The sequence below is a fragment of the Enterococcus sp. AZ077 genome, assembly GCF_051714965.1.
GTDB lineage: Bacteria > Bacillota > Bacilli > Lactobacillales > Enterococcaceae > Enterococcus_B > Enterococcus_B hirae.
In genome coordinates, this window is the sequence record NZ_JBIOSX010000001.1 from 2,184,187 (window position 1) to 2,206,325 (window position 22,139).

Below are 22,139 nucleotides of genomic sequence, written 5' to 3' on the forward strand. Positions count from 1 at the left end.
CATCCTCATGACTGATCCGCTCTCTCAATCAGCCTATCTAGTTTTTCTGAGAGAACTAATCCATCATTCACTAATTGGTTCCTGCGCTCATTGACTACCAATCCTAATGTTAACTCTTTATCTTGATTAATGATCAATTCAACGTTGATTCCTCCTAAACGATTAGGTTCAATACTTTCGTAATCAATTTCATACGAATGGACGATTCCTTCAGCTGCTAATGCTTTGGGATCTAACCGTTTTAACTCAGATTCGATCAGTTGCGCTACTCGGTCACTCTTAATCATATTGACCATTTCTTCATTAAGCTGCTTTTGTTTCATGTACACAATCCCTCCGATTATGATTACTGCTATCCCTAAAATTTTCATTAAACGATACAACATTTTTTGTTTTTTCATAAATCCTCTTCCTGTTTTCTATCTATTTGACCAACACGTTCGTCATTCTCTTTTCATAATAGAGATACGCAAGTACTTGAAGATTTTTGTCAGATAAACCCAATTTTTTTGTTGATCTGGTTTCTTTTACGATTCATGCTTTTGGTTTGATGGATTATCCAAGAACACTCATGACTTTCATCATGGGTAGTTCCTGCTCAATTAGAAGAATGTAAACAAAAAAACATAGATTTGGAACAAACGTTGTTCCAGATCTATGTTTTTCTTATCGATTAAAGTAGGAAAAAAATTATTGTCTTCGTTTCTTAAGAAAATAGTTGCATCAAAAATCCTGAAATGATCAAGACGATTGCACCGCCTAAACGATTTCCCATTTGCGCAAAAGCAATTAGTTCCATTCGATTAGCCGCAGATAATACTGCTACGTTCCCTGTACCACCCATTGAGTTGTTACACAATCCAGCTGTAATGGTTGATTCAACTGGGTACAAACCGAATAAACGGCCCACGAATCCTGAAGTGAGCGAGATTGCTACAACACTTGTCAAACATAAAACAACGAATTGCCAAGTTAACGCTGAAGCTAAGACATTTAGATTCAATAGCGCAATCCCTATTCCTGCAAGGACAGCTGCTGTTAAATTCTTAACGATCAGATTATTGAACATAATTGCTGCATCCTCATAATAATCAGGTAAGAGATTTGTAATTTTACAAATCACGACAATGATAATCATGAACGCATACGCATGGATTTTTGGCACAAAGTAGTTGCCGATTTGTCCTAAAATAAAGAATGTCAATGACACCATTAGACCTACACCTAATTGAGGGATCGATGGTTTCACATTCCGTGGTTTACCGTCACCAAGATCGCCTTTTGCCATAAGTTTGCCTTCACCATTCAATTTAGGCATTGATTTTCCTGCACGAGCAACCAAAGCTGCTCCAATGATGGCTAAGACATTAGTCATTGCTGTAGCTGGGAGTAATTGAGAAATAATAGAGGAAGCATTCGTTCCTAAGACGTTCGCATAAATCGTAGATAATGGAACTGCGCCAGCTCCAACTCCTCCAGCCATTGCTGGTAAAGAGATATACAGTACGGAACGTCCAAACCCATTACCAATTAACATTCCAACTAGACCAACAGCAAAAAACGAGACAATCATTGAAATAAGTGCTACTGGAATGAAACGTACTGATGCTTTCATTAGTAAATTACGGTTCATCCCTAAAATACTCCCAGTGATTAAAGCTGCGATATAAAAATCTAAGAAACCCATGTTACTTACAAAATTTTCAGTAGCTTTCACCACGTATTCTGGTAATATACCAAAAGTCGCAATTGCAGCTGAGGCAAAGATCGCAAATACGGAACCTCCACCTAGATAACTTCTAACGATTGGGATTTTTGTACCAATAAAATGAAATAAATTCCCGAATATCACTAGAACAGCGATCGGACCAATCATATTCGTTGGTAATTTTCCAAGTGCCATTGCAACGATCAGGACTAATACCATAACAAAATAGATAGGAAGACTTACTCCAGTAATCTTAGTTGTCCAAAATCCTTCTTTTGTTTTTTCTTCAACTTTTGTAGTTGATTCTTCTCTTTGTGTCATTCATACAGATCCTTTCTGAATAAAAAAGCACGGTGAAAGGCTGAGGTACGTTGAAAAATAGTTCAATATCTGATTTTTATAGCTTCTCCATCAGGTGATTCCCATTTTTCACCTCGTTGCATCTAATCAGCTGCTTTCCTTTCACCGATTAACGTACTCTGTGTATGATTGTGCTCAACTAATCCTTCATTCACTTTGTTTTAGAAATTTGGTCAAGCTTATTTGTCTAACTCTTGGTATTCTGGTACCCATTTAGCAGATTCCACTGCTGCTTTGGTATCAGTGATTTCTTCACGATTCAATTTTTGAGAAACAACAGATTTCGCTACTGTTTCTGCAATTGTTTGAGAAAATTCAGTGATTTTCGCAACTGGAGGTAAAATTGCTGCGCCTGGTTGTGTAACATCAACGATTCCACCTAATGCACGACTTGCTTGAGAAATGATCTCAGCATTCACACGTGTAGCAGTTGAAGCAATCAAACCAAGTCCTAACCCTGGATACATCAACGCATTGTTTGCTTGTCCGATTTGATAAGTTACTCCTTGATATTCCACGTCTGCTGCCGGAATCCCAGTTCCTACTAATGCTTTCCCATCAGTCCATTCAATTAAATCTTTGGCTTTCGCTTCCGCTAATTTCGTTGGATTAGACAATGGCATGATGATTGGACGTGGTGTATGGCTTGCCATTTCCTTAACGATTTCTTCCGTAAACGCACCTGGTTGAGTCGATGTCCCAATCATGATTGTTGGATGAATTTCTTTTACGACCGCTTCTAAAGTTGTTAATTCAGCAGAATTAGTAAATTCAGATCGTTTTCGAGCAAAAGGAATTTGTCCTGGAGTCAAACCTTCTGTATCTTCAAATAATAACCCTTGTTTGTCTACTTGATAAAAGTGTTTTCGAGCTTCTTCTTCTGATACACCTTGACGAATCATTTCGTCTAATAGAATATTGGCAATACCTACGCCCGCAGTACCGGCTCCAAAAGTCAAAATAATTTGGTCTTTCAATGATTCTCCAGAAATATTCAGTCCACCTAGTACACCAGCAAGAACAACAATCCCTGTTCCTTGGATATCATCATTGAAAGTAGTGATTTTATCTTCATATTTTTCTAAGATCGTTGCAGCATTTCCTCGTCCAAAATCTTCCCAATGTAGTAATAGTTCTGGGAAAAGATCCGTTGCTGCATCAACGAATTGATCGATAAATTCATAATATTTTTGTCCTGTCACACGACGATGGCGATTTCCTAAATACAATGGATTATTTAGTAATTCTTCATTATTTGTTCCTGCATCAATCGATACAGGTAATACTTGGGCAGGGTTGATTCCAGCAGCTGCTGTATAAACCATCAATTTACCGATCGCAATATCTACACCGTTGACTCCCCAGTCACCCATACCTAAGATTCCTTCTGCATCAGTCACCACGATCAAGCGAATGTCTCGACCGTCCGCAGCATTTTGTAAACTTGCTTTGATATTTTCTGGTTCATCAATTGAAAGAAACGCAGCATCTTGCGGTTTTAAGAAAATTTCATTGTATTGTTCGATTGAATCCGCAACGACTGGATCATAAACAACTGGCATAAACTCAACTAAATGTTGTCCCATTAATTTATAGAAAAGTGTCCGGTTTGTATTGAATAAATTCATTAAGAAGATTCGTTTTTCAAGATCACTTTGTTTACTCAAATATTGTCCGTATGCTTGAATCGATTGTTCCTCTAACGTTTGGACTGTGCTTGGCAACATACCTGTAATCCCATATTTCGCACGTTCTTCTTTCGTAAAAGCTGTTCCTTTATTTAAAAATGGATTATTTAATAAGTTTAATCCTGTCAACATAGCTAATTCCTCCTAGGTTTTAGTAACAAGGGAAGTATAGGCGTGAGAAAAGAATATAGTCAAAACTAATACCTACCATAAATTTTATTTATATGTCACTTTTCCTTATAAACTATATTTTTATGAGCATTGCATTTGTATGACACTCTCGTTGAATACAATGACTCGCTTTCTGGCTCCATGACCAAATGAAGGAACGACCAACTACCGCGATTCACTTTCTTATTGTGTTGGTTAAAAAAATAAGATAAGATGAGAAAAATCTTTTGATTGGGGAAAATAAATGAAAGTATTTATCACAAGACAGCTACAACCTGATACCAAGCAAACGATCCGTGAATTGAAAGAACAGATCGAACAGCAGCGTCACTGCCAGTTTAAACTAGCTCCTGATTTTGCTGAACAAACGAACGACCAGATCCGCCATGTCCTTTGTTTTAAAGAAGAGACACTTATTGCCTATGCTTTTTTAAGTTTTTATGATGAGAGCGAACTAGAAGTGACAATGATCGTGCATGAAAATTTGGCTTGTTTACAACAACTACTTGATGAAATAATGCGATTCGCTCAAACCATCGGTCGAACAACGATTCTTTACATCACTGATCCACGTGACCTTTTTTTGAAAAATTACTTTGAGTCGAAAAAAGAATTGAACAAACAGTTTACTGAGTATCGGTTGATTCTTCAGCCAAACAAATTTAAACAGCTAGATTCTCCTTATCGACCACAAAAAGCTACTCTAAAGGAATCTTCCCTAATCGCCCAACTCCAATTAGGAGAAATTGGGGCAACGGTTCCTCCATTGTCATCTGAAGATTTAGAGAAAACAGTTGTTTTTCATAAAGAAAATCAACTGATTGCTTGTGCCCGAATCGAAGAGGATCTATCTTCCTATGGTATCTACGGCTTAGTCGTAGCACCGGCTTTTCGTGGTCAAGGGTTAGGTAAACTTTGCTTGAACCGTTTGATCCAAGAATTATTAATCAAAGAAGAAAAAGAAATTTATTTAGAAGTCGACGCAACCAATCAAATTGCATATGATTTATATGTAAACATGGGCTTTGAAAAGAAAAGTACATTTGATTACTATGTTTGCCAACTGACTAAATATTGAAAGCTGTCACTCCAAAATATCACTAGAAATAAAACAGTTTTTCAGTTAAGAAATGCTCTATATAGAATGGCTTTATACGTTTTGATGTTGGTGAAGTTCACCAACATTTTTTATAGGCTCTCCCTCAATAATATCTGACAAGGAACCAAGATTCACTAACTCTTCAGCTAATCGTATTACCATTTCCTTGTGTTCTTCATTTGACCAACTATACGAAATAAACACCTTTTTTGTTTTAATATTTTCCAATAGTATTTTCCCTATGAATATGTAATTAATACTATATATGTAGCACAACTTACTCTTTCTATACCTAATGTAGATTATCTATAAAGGATAAAAATAAAAAACTTCTGCCCTCATAAAAAAACAGAAGCTTTTAAACTTTTATAAAAACAAGTACTTCCTAATTTCCTATAAAAGAAACAACAAAAAGAGAGACAGCAAAAATAAGACTATAAAGACCTAATTTTCTTTCATTCTCATACGCTTTTTCATCTAAGTCTAAAGGGAATGAACAAACGTTCAATGGATTATCTGGATGTTTTTCTAAATAATCATTCCAAAAACTATTTCGTTCTTTCAAACTAGGTTGTGTCAATATAAAAATAGAAATCAAACAGAAAGTAAGAGACAATAACACAAACGATAGATTTACATCTTTTGTAAATAATGCAATTATAAACATCGCTATCATTCCTATAAATGAACCGATTAGAGCAGTCATTTGAAGGTTATGTTTAAAACCACTATTAAGGTATAGCTGTTGGTAGTTAAATATTTTTATTTGACGATATTTGAGATCTTTCTTTGTGAGTTTTGGAAAACTCTTCTTTATATATTGTTTTTTCCTAAAGTTCAATCTATGCTGTACTATAGTAAATTTCATTATCATAATAAAACTAACAATCATAGTAATTAACATAGCCAGAGAAAAAATAGAAAAAATTAATTTAATGAATGCCATTTGTTCACCTCAATATTCTTATAAAAAAAAATTATAACAAATATTAACTATGTAAACATTAATCTATAATAATTTTTTCTTTTTTGTTTATTAAGTCCAATTAATAACGGCATCTTTTACAGCTATTAAAGAAAATCTTTACAGTAATAACATCAAGTTACTATTGTAAAGATTTTCATCTTATTTCTTAAATACTCATCACTTCTAAGATGTACCCAAATGCTGTAGCTAGTACACTAACTATTGTAGCTAGAGTGACCCCTGATAATATAGCAAGACCAAATACCGCCCCTATTACTAACATAGCAAGATAATTTTCCTTAATAAATTCCCATAATTTTCCAAAAACAATCTTGGTCAAAACAAAACACAAAAAAGCTGAACCCTTATCCATCAAGGGTTCAGCCGTCATTTTAAGACTATTCTTCTTCTTCAGCCATGAACGTGTTGAATACTTCTTCAATCATGTCCCATTCTGCATCAGTTTCAATTTGTTCTAGTTCGCCTTCTGTGCCGTCTTCATTTTCGACATAAGCATAGGCTTGCAACTCAACATCTTCATCTTCTGGTACACCAGCTGGATAAAGCAATACGTAGTTACGGCCAAATTCTTCTTGTCCATCAACTGTTAATAAAATTTCATATAACGTTTCGTTTCCTTGATCATCTACTAAGGTGATATGCTCGTGCCCTTCGTGATCGTGGTCATGTGTGTGGTTATGTTCTGTCATAAGTCTCCCTCTTTTCATTGAAATTAAAATAATTTTTTTCCTGAACCGTCTAAATAATTTTGTAAAATCATGACAGCAGCTAATTTATCAATCACTTTTTTTCTTTTAGCTCTTGATGTATTGGCTTGCTCAACTAACATTCGTTCAGCTTGAACTGTGGTTAGTCGTTCATCTTGATATTCAACTGGTAACGAGAATAATTCTTTAATTTTTTCTCCATAAGCCATTGAGCTTTCTGCTCTTGGTCCAATTGTATTATTCATATTTTTAGGTAAGCCTACGACAAATCGGTCTACTTCGTATTGATCGACTAGTTCTTTCAAACGGTCAAAGCCAAACTCTTCCGCCTCTTCATCAATACGAATGATCTCTACTCCTTGAGCGGTCCAACCAAATGGATCGCTAACAGCAATACCAACTGTTTTTGAGCCCACATCTAAGCCCATTACTCTCATATACTTACCCCATGGTTTGTTAGATAATCTTTAACAATTACTTCCATGATTTCATCGCGTTCGTGACGGCGTATCAAGTTTCTTGCATCACGATAACGAGGAATGTAGGCCGGGTCTCCAGAAAGCAAGTAGCCAACAATCTGATTAATTGGATTGTAGCCTTTTTCTTCTAAAGCCCGATAAACGATCGCTAATGTCTCACTTACTTCTTTTTTACGACTATCGTCAAAACCAAAACGTACGGTTTCATCTGTAAAACCCATGATTCTACACCTCTTTCCCGCAAGGTATTCATTTACCTTCTACACTTTTATTTTACTCGAATTACCTTAAAACTACAAATAAATCTTAAAAAACTTCCGGTTAAATTAATAAACAGACTTCTCATTACTTTAACATATTTGTGATCAAATGTTCAGTTACTTGATCGTATCTTAACCAAAGTATACGCTATATTTAAATAAATATAAGCTTTTTCGATAATTCTTCAAAAAGTTCATACTTTTTTCGTATACTATCGAATGTCATTAGCTATTTTTTTCTCGCCTGTCCGGTATCATAGTTGATTTCATAACCCTCTTGAACGTTATAAATAAACACATTAAATTTTATTTTTTTATCTTCAATACTTTCTGCTTCTAATTGCACTCCTCTGGCAACTAATTCATTCCCCTTAAAATGTGGAGTGACACGATAACGAACGTGATGATTGGTTTCTTTGATATAAGCGGCAATATCATTTTCATGGACTAGCATATACGGCGCATTTAATGAACGAGTACCTGTCATCAAATTTTTGATGTTGTTGTTTTGTCCAGTCAATTGATAACCAATCAAATGGCTACGATTATAAAGCCATTGGCCATCGCTTAATTTTTTTTGTTTCCAACCAGTTGGATCAATATACAACGGCTCGCGTTTTTCTTTGGGAAAAAGGTCTTTTCCCAATAACGCATTGGCCGCACCTACACGGTTCAATCGATCAATATTTGAATAGCTTTGCCATGTTCCTTTAGCTAAGCTCAAATCTTCTTCAGTGAAATCCGGGCGGTTCTGATTGATCTCAATTTCTTGATGCTTCCCATCATATTCTGGTACGTCTGCTACTTTTGACGCTTGTGGGGTTGAGTCAAATAACCCAGTAATTTGTTGGATAATATCTGAATTTTTTTGTGTTGATAGTCCTAGTGCCCCTGCTAAAACAGCAACAACCACACCCATAATGGCTTTTGTTGATTTTTTCTGCATTTCTTTACTCCTTTTCTAAACAACTATTCTAAACTTTAACATACGTTCCCCTTTTTTAAAATATTTAAACTTATTTTATTCCATTTATTTCTACCTTTAATTCTCTATACTAAGTAAAAATGGATCTCTTCTTAAAAAGAATACGTCATAAAAAATCATTGATCTTAAAACAGTATGTTTTCACTTAATCAAGCAAAAAATGCCTTGTGACTCAAAAACAAAAAACAGTATTGATCAAACAAAATGTGATCAATACTGTTTCTCTTCATTCCTATCGTTCGTTTAAGCGGGTGACGGGAATCGAACCCGCGACATCAGCTTGGGAAGCTGGGATTTTACCACTAAACTACACCCGCATCTTACAAAAATCAGTATACGCCTCTTTCTTTTCATACTCAAGTATTTATTTATTTCTCTTTTATTTAGTCATTTGTAGTAAAATAAAAGCAACAAATGAACTATTGGAGAAAATATTATGACAGAAAAAGAGTTGGATTTATTACTTGATACTTGTTTATTAGCTGGCAAAATCATGATGGAAAGCAACGCTGAGATGTACCGAGTAGAAGACACAATGAGCCGAATCGCTCTTGCTTCTGGCAATTATCGCCTGGTCAGCTATGTTACTCAAACGGGTTTGTTTATTGGTCTTGACCGTACGTCAACCATTAGAATGGAACAAATCACCAATCGCTCCATTAATCTGGAAAAAGTTGTCAATGTCAATAATCTTTCTAGAAAATATGTTGCTGGTGAGTTAACTTTAAATGATCTCTACATTGCCTTACAAGCCATTGAAAAAGATCGGTCATTTTTCCCAGTATGGCTTCAAATTTTAAGTGCTGCGGTGATTAGCGGAACGATCATGGTATTATTTGGTGGAGAAATGAGTGATCTACCAATCACTTTGATGATCGGCGGTATCGGCTATGCGATTTACTTATATAGTTTAAAATTTTTTCGGATCAAATTTTTGTCAGAGTTCTTATCTTCCTTGTTAATTGGTCTTACAGCTATTCTCAGCGTTCGTGTCGGATTAGGTGCCAATCAGGATTTGATCATCATCGGTTGTGTCATGCCCCTTGTTCCTGGAGTACAGATTACAAATGCTATTCGGGATTTACTAGCTGGACACTATGTTTCTGGAGTTTCTCGTGGTACAGAAGCCATGATGACTGCCACAATGATCGGATTTGCGATTGCCTTTATCTTCCAACTTTTTTATTGAGAAAGGAACATGATGATGTGGAATCTATTTATTCAATTTTCTTTTAGCTTTTTAGCCACAGCGGCTTTTGCGATCATCACCAACGTTCCTAGACGTGCCTTGATTTGTTGCGGGCTCTCTGGTGCCTTTGGCTGGATGATCTATTGGGTATGTGTGGACTTAGGTGGTACGCCGGCTTTTGGTTCGTTACTGGGTTCTTTAGGTGTTGCATTTATCAGTGATCTTTTTTCTAAACGATTAAAAATGCCTGTAACCATCTTTAATATCCCTGGCATGGTACCACTAGTTCCTGGAGGTCTGGCTTATCAAGCAGTGAGAAATCTAGTAACTGGCTCGTATCAGGCAGCTGCAAGTTATACAGTTCAAGCGATCATGATTGCTGGTGCTATTGCTTTAGGACTCGTTTTATCAGAGGTCTTCAACCACAATATCCGAAACTTCAAATTAAAACGAGAAGCCATTTTTTTGAAACGAAAAAAAAGAACAACTAAAAACGTTCATAAATGAAAAAGTAACGGCGAAAATAATCGTGCCATGAATAAAAAACCAAAGTATCTACAAAATAGGCAAGCTACAAGCTATTTTCAAGTACTTTGGTTTTTTATTGTCACATCAGTTATTTTTGTCACTAATAATTTTAGTCTTTGCTTTAAAATGACCGATACACATATTGATTTTTGGGCGCCTCGATTTTGGTTAGAGTACTGACCTCTACAACTGGAATGTCCCGTTTGAAGGGTTCATAGTAGTCAGATTGGATGGTGCCTTCGACTTTATACCACTCATCGTTTTTGACATTCGTTCCTTCCGGCATATGTGTCAATAGACCGAATACACCTGAGTCAGCAACGCAATGGATGATTCCAAAACGGAATAAGAAATTATCTTCTTTTTCCCCATCTGGCGTTTTATACACAAAGCCTTCATAAGAGATTTTTTTCCCAATAAATTCACTTGGGTAATTATAAATCAATTCCATGACTTCCAAGTAATTCTCATCAGTGATCTTAATAAGCTGTTTGTCATCATATTTTTCTTTTAATTTTTTCATCTGATCCAAATAGTCAGACTTGTTAAAATAAATGCTCGTATCAGGCTTTAAATATTGTGTCTGCATTTCAGGGTCTCCAACCGACTCCTTACTTATTGGAAAATTGAATCCTTTTGCTTCCACAATCGTCGTATCTAAACTGACTGTTGGAAATAAAGTACCGACAATAACAGGTAAAGCCAACAGAACATAAGCGATCACTCGTTGTGAGGGTTTGGTTAACCCGTGATCGTGATCATGATCGTGGTGATGGTGTACTTCTTCATCTCCCTGTTTTTTCCCTTTTACTGAATCACTCTTGACCCAAATATACAATTGGACCAATGCAAGTAAAGCAGATAAAATCATCGATAAAATAGCCAAATAACGATAATGAACATTGATGTACTAATCTAATTTCCCAGATACTTGTAAATACATCATTAGCTCAAAATAACCAGATAATATCAAAAATCGTATCATACTGCTCCTCCTAGATAAATAATGTAAAACCAATCACACTAACGGCTATCAAACCAATGAGCATCAAAATAAAGCGACCATTAAAATAGCGTTTCATCATCAAAAGGTTTTTGATATCCACCATTGGTCCAAATACTAAGAATGCCACCACAGGAGCTGTACCAAAAAGGCTGAGTAAGGAGGACCCGATGAACGCATCTGCTTCCGAGCATAGGGACATCGTAAAAGCTAGAAGAAGCATGATAATAATTGCTAGTAGTTTGGTTGAGCCCAGTGTCAACATGACACGAGTTGGCAAGTAAGTTTGCATACTAGCGGCAATCAGACCACCGACAATCAGATACCGACCCGTATCAAAAAATTCATCGATCGAATGTGTGAGGACATGACCTGTTTGCTGACTAAGTTGCTTGATTCTCCCAATTTTGACCTCCTCGTGTTTATTGGTACCATGGATGTGGTCATGATGATGGTTGTGATGATGGTTATGATCGATTGTTTGTTGGATCTTCGTTTTCAATACACTTTCTTTTTGAAAATAAGCGAGCCAGATACCAATGATCAACGCTACCACAAAGCTTCCAACCATTCGCCAACCGGCCATTTCCCAAGAGTTCCCAAATGCAATAAAAGTAGAAAAAATGACGATTGGATTGATAATAGGTGCTGTTAACATAAATGCAAAAGCGGTATGCACAGGAACTCCTTTTTTGACAAACTGATGAACGATCGGTACGATCCCACATTCACAGGATGGAAAGAAAAATCCTAAAACAGAACCAGTCAAAATGGATAAAAAGCGATTATCTGGTAACCAGCGTTTGACTCGCTCAGGTGTTAAAAAGACTTGTAGTGCCCCAGAGATGAGACAGCCTAATAGAACAAATGGTAAAGCTTCAATAACGATTGATAGAAAAATCGTACTCATCTGCAATACCGAATTTGGTATAAAAGAAAACATTTTTTCGCTCCTTACTATAAACATCATTTGCCAGAATAATATACGCTTTTCGCTAAAAAAAAACAAGGTTACTTCTATTTCTTACCTAACTCTTATCTTTTATTTGATAAAAATAAGACAAGTTAATTGACTTTTTTTCTTATTGTGATTAAATTGGTTCACGAAATCTTTCACAACGTTTATTGTGAAAGGCTGTTTTGATTAGGAAGGACGTTTTTTATATGAAAAAAACCACGAATCTATCAGAAGTACATCAGTCATTAGCACAAGATGAAACGGTAGTTCTTTACTTATCTATGCCAAATTGCAGCGTATGTCATGCTGTTCTTCCTCGTTTGAAGAAATTATTGGATCAGTATGATTTTCCTAGTTTTCATTTAGATGCTGTGGAAACACCTGAAGTAGCTAGCGCCTTTCAAATATTGACTGCTCCTGTTATTTTGATCTACCATAAAAATAAAGAAGTCGAACGACAAGCACGCTTTATCAATTTTGCGAAACTAGAAACGCTACTGGATCAGTTAAATAACTCTGATGAAACGATCAGCTATGAAGAATTGTTTCAGTAATCGTTGTCTTAACCTATACTATAGCCATATGAAGACAATTAGTGCGATGCGCGCTAACCTTTAGATAGGATAAAATACTTCTTAGGTTTACTTAGGTTTGCTTAAGTTCCCTTCATCTTACTATGGGCGAAATTTTAGAAATTCGTTCTAGTATTTTTTTCACTATGGTTTATTTAGCTATGTAGTTGACATTACGTAAAAACACCATAGAGGTTGAACTTCATTCAATCTCTATGGTGTTTTAATATTTGAAATCTACGAGTAGCGTTGCACCACACTAATTTCATAGTACTTCTCGCACTCGCTCTAGATTTTGAGATTTCGTGTATATTGATCTGGGTTTCTCACTTGCAAACTCTCAACAACTAGCTGATTACGTCGATTCAAGTGTCCTGTAACAGCAATGTTATATTTTCTTTCTTCCATCATCATCAACTTATCCGCAATCTCGACATTTGCAACAATACAATTAAGTGGCTGATGAATGGTTTCCAATGTAAACCGAACAAGCAATGGTTGCGTCTTTATCACTCTGATCTTATCAAGTAAACCTACATATGTTTTCACATTGATCACCTCGATAATCGTTAGAAAAAGTCTCAAATCAGTTAAATTTTCATTGAAATCAAATGGTCATTACCAAGAAAGAAACGTTCTTTCCTATGCAATTCGGACATAACTTTCCTTCAAAAAATATCTTTTTCGATACAACTAGTCCAAGTCGTGAAATTGTCGATATACTTCTTGCTTTTTGAGTCCATTTTTTACAGCAACAGCTTTAATAGCTGCATTTGTTTTTTCCCCAAGAGCAATCAACTGTTCGACTTGTTCTTTCAATGATCCTTCAATTTGTGTTTGTGGCTCTTCACTTCCAGTATTTCCTTCAACCAATAAACAGCATTCTCCCTTTACAGGGTGTTCTTCAATGTAGTCTAATAACTCTTCAATACTTCCACGTAAATATTCTTCATGGATTTTTGTTAATTCTCGACACAAAACAACTTGACGGTTACCAAAAACAGTCAACATATTCGTTAAAGTTGCACTGATCCGATAAGGAGATTCGTAAAAAATCAATGTAGCTGTGTATTCTTTCAATGTTTCTAACGTTGTTTGTTGTTCTTTTTTCTTTCTTCCTAAAAAACCATAAAATAAAAATGGCTGAGGTAACAAGCCTGAAGCAATCAACGCAGTCATCCCAGCAGTTGGTCCTGGAATAGCGACTACTGGAATCCCCGCTTGGATGCAAGCAAGTACCAGCTCATGTCCTGGATCGCTAATAGAAGGCATCCCAGCATCACTTACCTGTGCAATCGAGCGACCAGACATCAACTCAGCGATCAATTGCGGAATTCGTTCCTTATAGTTGTGTTCATGTAAACTTTTTTGCGGTGTCTGAATCTCAAAATGATTCAGTAATTTTTGGGTATTTCGTGTATCCTCACTGGCAATCAAGTCTACTTCTTGTAATATCCGTACACTACGATAAGTCATATCTTCTAAATTGCCAATCGGAGTCGGTACTAAATAAAGCGAGCCAGTTTCATGATGTCCTTTAAAACTTTTTTGATTAAGCATGATTTATTCTCCTGTGTAAGAGGTCGTGAAAACATCGGGTAGCTCCGATGACAATAAGAAAGAATTTTTTGAAACAGCTTCTCATGTTTTGAAAAATTCAGGCTTATTTCAAGGAGCTGATGTTTGAACGCCGTGTAAAGGTCGTGAAAAGCATGGGCTGCTTCAAGAATTAAGAACGAAAAATTGAAAATAGCTTTTCATATTTTTAATTTTTTGAGCTTAATTCCGCAGAAGCAATGCTTTGAACGCCATATAAGAGGTCGTGAACAACACGGCCTCCTTTAAGAATTAAGGGCGAAACATTGAAAAATAGCATTTCTTATTTTTTATTTTCGGACTTAATTCCGTAGAAGTGATACTGTGAGTGCCGTTTATTGATCGCTAAAAATAAGCAATATCAGGCTTGTTTCAAATCTCTTTGTTTACCGTCCGCTTTCTCGATAGATGACTTCTAAACAAAAGGCACAAGGTTCGTCATTCTCACGTCTTGAGCCATAGAGATCATAACAAACATGAAAGCCTTCTTCATAAATCTTTTCTAAGTTCATACGAGATTTTGAAAGTTCTTGTTTCACATTATCTGCTGGTGTTTGTACTTGATTTAATTCCCGTAAATGCTCTCTTAAACGTTGATTTTCCATTTCCAACGTTGTATTTTTTTCAACGATCTCATGTAATGCTTGCTTCATTTCCACCAATTCAGTTAATGTATTTCTTAGCTCTGATTCTAATTGGTTCAAGCCATCATATAATGATCTCTTATCCATTTATCTCACCTACCTGGATGAAGTTTTTCAATTCATCCCATTCATATTCGATTGGATTTTCCCGACCTGTTAATCGAACATTTACTAGTCGATTAAGTAAGTTCAAGCCGACAACTTTCCCTTTACCATCAGGAGTGTTAACCACTGTTCCAAAATCTGGAAGTGCTTTTTTTGCTAATTCATATTCTTCATTTTCATATTGCAAGCAACACATCAAACGTCCACACAACCCAGATATCTTAGTCGGGTTTAAGGACAAATTTTGATTTTTTGCCATTTTGATTGAAACTGGGACAAAATCTCCTAAAAAAGAAGCACAGCATAAAGGCCGTCCACATGGACCAATCCCACCTAGCAATTTTGCTTCATCTCGTACCCCGATTTGTTGAAGTTCAATCCTAGTGCGAAACACGGCAGCTAAGTCTTTGACTAATTCCCGAAAATCAATTCGTCCATCTGCTGTGAATGAAAAAATGAGTTTACTACGATCTAACGTATATTCTACATGAATGATCTTCATTTCTAACCCATGTTTTTTGACTTTTTCTTTCGCAATCAGCCTGGCTTGTTCTGCATCTTCTTTATTTTTTTGTTCTTTTTCGAGTTCTGCTTGTGTCGCTTTATGCAAAATTGAACTGATTTGCTCAGGCAATTCTTCCGGATCAAGTTCTGCTTTAGGAATGGCGACAGTTGCAATATGTAAGTTTTTTTGAGTTTCAACGATTACTTTCTCGTTGTATTCATACGTTAATTGACCAGGTTTAAAATAATAGATAGGACCTGCTTCTTTATAACGGACACCTACTACTTCGACCATTTCCATCCCCCTTGACCCTCATTTTTCCTGCTGTCTCAGCCAGTAATTGTTTGTAAAACAAACTGTTCCGCTACTGCTTGGAAGCTGACATTGCTTCTTAATTTCTGTTCCGCTAATAAAATACGCTCAATCGTCTGATTAATACGTGTTACTTTTCTAAGATTTTCTGCTATTAAAGCTTGTTGTAAAGCTTCTTGATAATAAAACATTAAGATCGATAAACCAGTAAATTGTTGCGATTTTTCTTTAAAAGTCTTTATTAACTTTTTTTGAACATAAATGAATGCTTGTGTATCATTTTTTTGCAAATACACAAACCACTGTTGAATTGAATCCTTAGCATCATTAAACCATTCATTTTGCGATATTTCAACTGCTTTTGTGAAACTGTTCGTCAAGAAAGTCAAAAGTTTCGCTTTTTCTAAAGGAATCTGTGCTTGTTGTAATTTATAAATCAACGCATCTTTAGCCAGCTCCTGAAAATGCAAGATTTGGCAGCGTGATTGAATCGTTGGTAGGATTCGCCCAATCGAATCTGTTTCTAAGATCGCTAGAAAATCGCCTGGTGGTTCTTCTAAAAACTTAAGCAAACTATTTGCTGCACTTGCATTCATCTTTTCTGCTTCTTGAATAAGGAAGACTTTCTTCCGAGATTCATAACCACTACGACTAAATTCGGTTTGCAAACGTCTAATTTGATCGACTTTGATCGTTTGCCCTTCTGGTACGATCGTTAAAACGTCTGGATGTTCTTGGTTTTGGATTCGTTGACAATTATTGCATACTCCACAAGGAAGTTGTTCCTGCAGATTCGTACAAAACAGGTGTTGTGCTAACCAAATCCCCATTTCGTGTTTTCCCGTTCCTTTTTCGCCTTCAAAAAGATAAGCATGAGCGAGGCGCCCATGCTCAAAACTTCGTTGAAGCTGTTGATACACGATAGGTTGCATTTGATCCAGCGTAAATTCTTGATCCATGGCGCCTCCTAAAATTGATGAAATCCTTCAACTGGTAACACAAAGACGGTTGCTCCACCGACTTCAACTTCTACTGGATAAGGAACTCCACCGTCCATAGAGATATCCAACGTGACAGGTGTTGAAACAAATTGTTTTCTTGATTCACAAGTTTTTTTGATGATTTCTAATGCTTCTTCTACACGTTCGTCTTCAATCCCAACAATAAATGTACTGTTGCCAGCTTTCAAAAAGCCACCAGTTGAAGATAATTTTGTTGCACGGATATTGGCATCAATCAATTCATTGGATAAACGATTACTGTCTTTGTCTTGAATAATTGCTAAAATAATTTTCATATACAGTCACCTTCCTAGTTTTCAAAAAATTGTGGGTATTGTTCAACAATGGCTCTGTAACTTGTTTGAAGTACCTCTTCAAAGCTCTTTCTTGCATCAATTTTATAAATACGTTCAGGATTCTCTTCAGCTATTTTTAAATACGCATGACGTACTCGTTGATGAAATTCCAATCCTTCTGAATCTAATCGATCGATTTGACCTCTTCGGTTCTCTTTAATGCGATGCAATCCAGTATCTGAATCAATATCGAGATAAAGGGTAAAGTCAGGTGTCGTACCTTCTGTAGCAAATTCATTCAAGCGGGCAATCTCAGAAACACCAATTCTACGTCCCGCCCCTTGATAAGCCAATGAGCTGTCTACAAATCGATCACATAAAACAATGCTTCCTTCTGATAAAGCAGGTAGGACTTTCTCGACCAAATGCTGTCTTCTAGCCGCAGCATATAGCAAAGCTTCTGTCCGTTCATCCATCCGATCATTTTTAGGATCAAGGATAACTGCCCGAATCTCTTCGGCAATCGGGATCCCACCTGGTTCTCTTGTTTGAATGATCTTTGTTTTTGCTACTTTTTTCAAAAGAGGGAATAACTCATTTAGAATACTGGTTTTCCCAGCTCCATCTGGCCCCTCGATCGTAATAAATAGTCCGTTCACATTTTTGCCCCCATCTCTTGCGTTACTTCTTTATTGTAGCCGAAATTCTTTTTTATAGAAAATTTATAACTCGCGTCTGCCTTCTACCGCTTTTAACAGGGTCACTTCATCAGCATATTCGATATCCGAACCAACGGATAAGCCGTGGGCCAATCGAGTGACTTTGATACCAGCCGGTTTGATCAATCGTGAAAGATACATGGCAGTAGCTTCTCCTTCAGTGGTTGCATTTGTTGCAATGATCACTTCTTTCACTTGATCATCATGTAGGCGTTCAAGTAACGAAGAAATGTTGATATCTTCAGGTCCAGTCCCTTCCATTGGAGAAAGAACCCCATGTAGAACATGATAAAGCCCACGATATTCCCGCATTTTTTCTAACGCCATCACGTCTTTTGGTTCTTCGACAACTAAGATAACCCCCCGGTCTCTTGAAGGATCTTTACAAATCTCACATGGGTCTTCTTCTGTGATGTTGCCGCAAACACTACAAAAATGAAGATCTCGCTTGACACTTAACAACGATTTAGCAAATTCATTCACGATTTCATCTTTCATATCGATCGTGTAGAAAGCTAATCTTGTGGCTGTTTTCTGACCGATCCCTGGCAGTCTCATGTAACTATCGATCAATTTAGCAATTGGTTCTGGATATTGCATTTTCATTACCCCTTTAGGAAAAATTAGAAGGGTAACCCCTTAGTGTATTTTCCCATTGTTTTTTCAGATTCTGCATCGATTTTTGTCAAAGCATCATTGACAGCCATCATCAACAGGTCTTGCAACATTTCTGTATCTTCAGGATCCACGACACCTTCACTGATTTGGATGTCTTTCATCCGACGATCACCTGTAAAAATAACTTTCACTAACTCATTGGTTGCTACACCAGTAAATTCTGTTTCGTTCAATTGTTCTTGTGCTTGAACCATCTCTTTTTGCATTTTTTGGACTTGTTTCATCATCCCTTGCATGTTTCCCATTCCGCGCATCATAATTGATCATTCTCCTTTTTTTATTTAATCATCAATGATTGTCACAACATCTGTGCCAAAGATTTCTTCGGCTTTCGTGACGATCGTTTCTTCACTTGGTGCTTGTTGAGGGATCAGTTCGATCTCTTCATCTGAATCTTCCGGAGCAAAAGAATCATCATTACTCCCGTCTTTTGCTTGGACTAAATAGTCTTTGCGGATCGTTGGCCAGCTTTCTCTCGTGATATAGACTGAATCTGGTGCATAGTCTTTGATCATTCGACTTAAATTATTATGGATCGCCAACTGTAATTCTTCGTCGTTAGCAGCTCGTTGACAAACGATCTCGTAATCAAACGCAATGACTAACCCAGTAGGACTAGCCGCAACTGGTTCACTTGCTTTAAGCATCGCTCGTTGTGTCACAGACAAACTCATCAACAAATCGTCCCAGACTTCTTTGACTTCATTCAAATGCTTTCTGGTCGCTTCTCTTAGAACCTGATACACTCGTTCAGTTGGTATCCGATACGTACTTGCTTGTTTCTTTTGAACAGGAGCTTGTGTTTGCTTGGCAGTAGTTGAAGGGTTTCCCCCATTCGTTTTGATCTCGTTGATCGCTTTTTTCAGCTCTTTGATCTCTGCTTGTAGCTGATTAATTAACTGACTGTCTACTTCACTTGCTTGGTTACTACTTGAAGGAGCAGCTGAACCAGAAGCTTGAGCTAGCTTGACGGTTGCTACTTCCAGATAGATCGTAGCACTATTAGTAAAACGAATCTCATTTTGTGTTTCACTCAAAATATGGATCATCTGAAAAAGTCGAGGTGCAGGTACTTCTTTTGCTAGTTCGACAAATGGTTCTCGAAGTGAAGTTGTTCGTTCTGCTACGAGATTTGGTGCTTGTTGGTACATCAGTAAGTCACGACAATACTGTAAAAGATCTTCTAAAAAGCGCCGTGCTTCCTTACCAGCAGCTAAGATATCTGTTAATGATTCTAACGCTTTGGGCACTTCATTATTCACACAAGCGCCTAAAAATTCATCCATCATCTCGTTGGTTAGACTACCGGTAACTTGCATCGCATCATCCACAGTTACGATCCCATTACTAAAAGAAATCGCTTGGTCCATGATACTTAGCGCATCACGCATCCCGCCTTCTGCTGCTCGAGCAATAACCCCTAGTGCTGGTTCTTCATATTGTACGTCTGATTGCTTTAAAATGTATGCCAAATGCTCAACGATATCTGCTGCATTGATTCGTTTGAAATCAAAGCGTTGTGTTCTGGAAATGATCGTTGCTGGTATCTTATGTGGCTCGGTTGTTGCTAAAATAAAAATAACATTTTCTTTAGGTTCTTCTAAAGTTTTCAACAATGCATTGAACGCTCCGGTAGAAAGCATATGCACTTCATCTATGATATAGATTTTATAAGTTGCTTTTGTCGGTGCGTAGTTCGCTCGATCTCGAATAAAACGTATTTCTTCGACTCCGTTATTACTTGCTGCGTCGATTTCAATCACGTCTTCTTGTGTTCCCGCTGTAATCGACTGACACATTTCACAATGATTACAAGGTTCTCCATCTTGACTATTCGGACAGTTGATAGCTTTTGCAAAAATTTTAGCTGCACTCGTTTTACCAGTTCCTCGTGGTCCTGTAAATAGATAAGCATGAGAAGTTTTATGGGAAACGATAGCATTTTTCAACGTCTGTGTCACCGCTTTTTGCCCGACAATGTCTTCGAAACGCTGTGAACGCCAGACACGATAGAGTGCTTGATATGCCATGAAGATCCCCCTTTTTTGAAAAATTCACTATCTTTTATTATACGTGATTTTACTAAAAAAAACTACTATAGTTATGAGAAGAATCATGATTTGTCGTTTGTAGTTACTTGTGTATTCCCCGATTCTTTCAAATAAATACTCACAAACAGCTTTCTCGATCTTCCTTGTTTTTTGCAACTGAAAGAAAATCAGCTAAACAGCTAATATCCATCTTCCGTCTGAGAGTTTTTCATTGCTCCTATGGTATAATAGAGTCATTCATTTAACAATCAACATTCATAAAGGGAGGAATTTTTTATGGGTCTTATCAAAGCAGCAACAAGCATGATCAGCGGTGGATTAGCAGATCAATGGATCGAAGTAATCGAACCAGCGGATATGAGCGATACAACAGTTATGACAAAAGGTGTGAAAGTACGTAAAGATGATAAACGTGGCTCCAATCGTAAAGGAACAGAGGATGTTCTAACTGACGGAACCGTTGTCCATGTCTATCCGAATATGATGATGCTCCTTGTAGATGGTGGTAAAATCATTGATTATACTGCCGAAGAAGGCTACTATACGATCAAAAATGACTCTGCTCCTTCCATGTTCAATGGTTCATTGAAAGGTGCGATCGCAGAAACTTTTGAACGTTTTAAATTCGGTGGCGTGACACCTCAAAAGCAACAAGTCTTTTATATCAATCTTCAAGAAATCAAAGGAATCAAGTTTGGTACCAGTGCGCCACTGAACTATTTTGACAATTTTTACAATGCTGAATTGTTCTTACGAGCACATGGTACTTATTCGATCCATATTACTGATCCAATTTTGTTTTATACCAACGCTATTCCTAAAAACAAAACGCAAGTAGAAATCTCAGATATTAATGAGCAGTATCTGGCAGAATTTTTAACAGCTCTTCAAGCTGCGATCAACCAAATGTCTGCTGATGGTCAGCGCATTTCTTATGTTCCATCAAAAAGCTTAGAATTAAGTAAATACATGGGCAATGTTTTAGATGAATCTTGGAATGAATTACGTGGTATGGAAATCGTTTCTGTCGCAGTAGCAAGTATTTCTTACACAGATGATTCAGTGAAATTGATCAATATGCGTAATGAAGGTGCGATGTTGGGAGATCCAAGTGTTCGTGAAGGCTATGTTCAAGGTTCGATTGCTCGTGGGATGGAAGCAGCTGGTAAAAATGATGCCGGCGCGATGACTGGCTTTATGGGCATGGGAATGGGAATGAATGCTAATGGTTCTTACCTTTCACAAGCAGCACAAAATAACCAGGAACAAATCAAACAACAAGCTGAAAAACAAAACCAACAAACTGCTCAAGGGAGCAATGATACTTGGACATGTCCAGTCTGCGGAACTGAAAATACGGGAAAATTCTGTTCTAACTGTGGGGCAGCCAAGCCAGTTGCAAATGTCCAACCAAAGTTACAAATGAAATGTAGTGAATGTAACGAAGTGGTCGATCTTTCAAATGGTATCCCTAAGTTTTGTCCAAATTGTGGAAAACCATTCAAAGGAATCCCACTCGACTAAGTTTTAGAAAGGT

Annotated in this window: 26 protein-coding genes, 1 tRNA gene and 1 pseudogene; 5 read left to right on the plus strand and 23 right to left on the minus strand. The window is 36.9% G+C overall.

What is annotated here, in order from left to right; translation table 11 throughout:
• Positions 1-5: 5 nt before the first annotated feature.
• From IGL28_RS10170 to IGL28_RS10180, 3 genes are all read right to left on the minus strand, one after another.
• Entirely contained in the window at positions 6-401 is a 396-nt protein-coding gene (locus IGL28_RS10170) for a DUF1310 family protein (protein ID WP_010718664.1), read from the minus strand.
• Positions 402-706: 305 nt separating this feature from the next.
• Positions 707-2,029, minus strand: coding sequence for a 2-hydroxycarboxylate transporter family protein (locus tag IGL28_RS10175; protein ID WP_010718665.1), 1,323 nt, complete (start codon positions 2,027-2,029; stop codon positions 707-709).
• A gap of 218 nt (positions 2,030-2,247) precedes the next feature.
• The gene (locus IGL28_RS10180) at positions 2,248-3,888 is read right to left on the minus strand and encodes a malolactic enzyme (RefSeq protein ID WP_081128131.1); all 1,641 of its coding nucleotides are present in this window, start codon (positions 3,886-3,888) and stop codon (positions 2,248-2,250) included.
• Between the two features lie 283 nt (positions 3,889-4,171).
• Between IGL28_RS10180 and IGL28_RS10185 the strand changes: the two genes are divergently transcribed.
• Positions 4,172-5,005, plus strand: coding sequence for a GNAT family N-acetyltransferase (locus tag IGL28_RS10185; protein WP_081128133.1), 834 nt, complete (start codon positions 4,172-4,174; stop codon positions 5,003-5,005).
• Between the two features lie 72 nt (positions 5,006-5,077).
• Here the strand turns inward: IGL28_RS10185 and IGL28_RS10190 are convergent, their stop codons facing one another.
• From IGL28_RS10190 to IGL28_RS10225, 8 genes are all read right to left on the minus strand, one after another.
• Positions 5,078-5,254 carry an SEFIR domain-containing protein gene (locus IGL28_RS10190; RefSeq protein ID WP_241546312.1) on the minus strand — a complete coding sequence of 59 codons (177 nt, stop codon included), beginning with the start codon at positions 5,252-5,254 and terminating at the stop codon, positions 5,078-5,080.
• A gap of 157 nt (positions 5,255-5,411) precedes the next feature.
• Complete coding sequence (locus tag IGL28_RS10195; RefSeq protein WP_081128138.1) at positions 5,412-5,972, minus strand: hypothetical protein; 561 nt, start codon at positions 5,970-5,972, stop codon at positions 5,412-5,414.
• Positions 5,973-6,159: 187 nt separating this feature from the next.
• Entirely contained in the window at positions 6,160-6,384 is a 225-nt protein-coding gene (locus IGL28_RS10200) for a hypothetical protein (RefSeq protein ID WP_081128140.1), read from the minus strand.
• Between the two features lie 7 nt (positions 6,385-6,391).
• Entirely contained in the window at positions 6,392-6,703 is a 312-nt protein-coding gene (locus tag IGL28_RS10205) for a DUF1292 domain-containing protein (protein WP_010718676.1), read from the minus strand.
• A 23-nt stretch (positions 6,704-6,726) separates the two neighbouring features.
• Positions 6,727-7,158 carry a Holliday junction resolvase RuvX gene (gene ruvX, locus IGL28_RS10210; RefSeq protein ID WP_010718677.1) on the minus strand — a complete coding sequence of 144 codons (432 nt, stop codon included), beginning with the start codon at positions 7,156-7,158 and terminating at the stop codon, positions 6,727-6,729.
• Complete coding sequence (locus tag IGL28_RS10215; protein WP_010718678.1) at positions 7,155-7,421, minus strand: IreB family regulatory phosphoprotein; 267 nt, start codon at positions 7,419-7,421, stop codon at positions 7,155-7,157. The genes ruvX and IGL28_RS10215 overlap by 4 nt, the downstream gene beginning before the upstream one ends.
• Positions 7,422-7,689: 268 nt before the next feature.
• Positions 7,690-8,406: a DNA/RNA non-specific endonuclease gene (locus IGL28_RS10220; RefSeq protein ID WP_375880484.1), complete on the minus strand. Its 717-nt coding sequence runs from the start codon at positions 8,404-8,406 to the stop codon at positions 7,690-7,692.
• 285 nt (positions 8,407-8,691) lie between these two features.
• Positions 8,692-8,762, minus strand: a tRNA-Gly gene (locus IGL28_RS10225).
• Between the two features lie 119 nt (positions 8,763-8,881).
• Here IGL28_RS10225 and IGL28_RS10230 point away from each other — a divergent pair.
• On the plus strand, positions 8,882-9,634 hold the full coding sequence (locus tag IGL28_RS10230; protein ID WP_010718680.1) for a threonine/serine exporter family protein: 753 nt from the start codon (positions 8,882-8,884) through the stop codon (positions 9,632-9,634).
• 15 nt (positions 9,635-9,649) lie between these two features.
• Positions 9,650-10,141 carry a threonine/serine exporter family protein gene (locus tag IGL28_RS10235; RefSeq protein WP_010718681.1) on the plus strand — a complete coding sequence of 164 codons (492 nt, stop codon included), beginning with the start codon at positions 9,650-9,652 and terminating at the stop codon, positions 10,139-10,141.
• 142 nt (positions 10,142-10,283) lie between these two features.
• Here IGL28_RS10235 and IGL28_RS10240 read toward each other — a convergent pair.
• Positions 10,284-11,147 (minus strand): annotated as a pseudogene (locus tag IGL28_RS10240) (TIGR03943 family putative permease subunit).
• Between the two features lie 10 nt (positions 11,148-11,157).
• The gene (locus IGL28_RS10245) at positions 11,158-12,108 is read right to left on the minus strand and encodes a permease (protein ID WP_081128146.1); all 951 of its coding nucleotides are present in this window, start codon (positions 12,106-12,108) and stop codon (positions 11,158-11,160) included.
• Between the two features lie 221 nt (positions 12,109-12,329).
• On the opposite strand from IGL28_RS10245, the gene IGL28_RS10250 reads away from it, so the two are divergent.
• Positions 12,330-12,677, plus strand: a complete 348-nt coding sequence (locus IGL28_RS10250; protein WP_002328072.1) for a thioredoxin family protein — start codon at positions 12,330-12,332, stop codon at positions 12,675-12,677.
• Positions 12,678-12,983: 306 nt separating this feature from the next.
• On the opposite strand, the gene IGL28_RS10255 is transcribed toward IGL28_RS10250, so the two are convergent.
• The 10 genes from IGL28_RS10255 to dnaX form a co-directional block, all read right to left on the minus strand.
• A complete protein-coding gene (locus IGL28_RS10255) occupies positions 12,984-13,244 on the minus strand; it encodes a hypothetical protein (RefSeq protein ID WP_002328071.1) in 261 nt (86 codons plus the stop codon).
• A gap of 144 nt (positions 13,245-13,388) precedes the next feature.
• The gene (gene rsmI / locus IGL28_RS10260; RefSeq protein WP_010718684.1) at positions 13,389-14,255 is read right to left on the minus strand and encodes a 16S rRNA (cytidine(1402)-2'-O)-methyltransferase; all 867 of its coding nucleotides are present in this window, start codon (positions 14,253-14,255) and stop codon (positions 13,389-13,391) included.
• A gap of 422 nt (positions 14,256-14,677) precedes the next feature.
• Positions 14,678-15,022, minus strand: coding sequence for a DNA replication initiation control protein YabA (locus IGL28_RS10265; RefSeq protein WP_010718685.1), 345 nt, complete (start codon positions 15,020-15,022; stop codon positions 14,678-14,680).
• Positions 15,015-15,839: a PSP1 domain-containing protein gene (locus tag IGL28_RS10270; protein ID WP_010738041.1), complete on the minus strand. Its 825-nt coding sequence runs from the start codon at positions 15,837-15,839 to the stop codon at positions 15,015-15,017. Before IGL28_RS10270 ends, IGL28_RS10265 begins: the two co-directional genes overlap by 8 nt.
• Positions 15,840-15,874: 35 nt before the next feature.
• Entirely contained in the window at positions 15,875-16,816 is a 942-nt protein-coding gene (holB, locus tag IGL28_RS10275; protein WP_010718687.1) for a DNA polymerase III subunit delta', read from the minus strand.
• Between the two features lie 8 nt (positions 16,817-16,824).
• Positions 16,825-17,154, minus strand: a complete 330-nt coding sequence (locus IGL28_RS10280; protein ID WP_010718688.1) for a cyclic-di-AMP receptor — start codon at positions 17,152-17,154, stop codon at positions 16,825-16,827.
• A gap of 14 nt (positions 17,155-17,168) precedes the next feature.
• Positions 17,169-17,813: a dTMP kinase gene (gene tmk, locus IGL28_RS10285; protein WP_010718689.1), complete on the minus strand. Its 645-nt coding sequence runs from the start codon at positions 17,811-17,813 to the stop codon at positions 17,169-17,171.
• Between the two features lie 63 nt (positions 17,814-17,876).
• Positions 17,877-18,473 (minus strand): recombination mediator RecR, encoded by a 597-nt coding sequence (gene recR / locus IGL28_RS10290; protein WP_010718690.1) that lies wholly within the window; start codon positions 18,471-18,473, stop codon positions 17,877-17,879.
• 23 nt (positions 18,474-18,496) lie between these two features.
• Complete coding sequence (locus IGL28_RS10295) at positions 18,497-18,808, minus strand: YbaB/EbfC family nucleoid-associated protein (protein WP_010718691.1); 312 nt, start codon at positions 18,806-18,808, stop codon at positions 18,497-18,499.
• Positions 18,809-18,832: 24 nt separating this feature from the next.
• A complete protein-coding gene (gene dnaX / locus IGL28_RS10300; RefSeq protein WP_081128148.1) occupies positions 18,833-20,581 on the minus strand; it encodes a DNA polymerase III subunit gamma/tau in 1,749 nt (582 codons plus the stop codon).
• A gap of 297 nt (positions 20,582-20,878) precedes the next feature.
• Between dnaX and IGL28_RS10305 the strand changes: the two genes are divergently transcribed.
• Positions 20,879-22,126 carry an SPFH domain-containing protein gene (locus IGL28_RS10305; RefSeq protein WP_081128150.1) on the plus strand — a complete coding sequence of 416 codons (1,248 nt, stop codon included), beginning with the start codon at positions 20,879-20,881 and terminating at the stop codon, positions 22,124-22,126.
• Positions 22,127-22,139 lie beyond the last annotated feature (13 nt).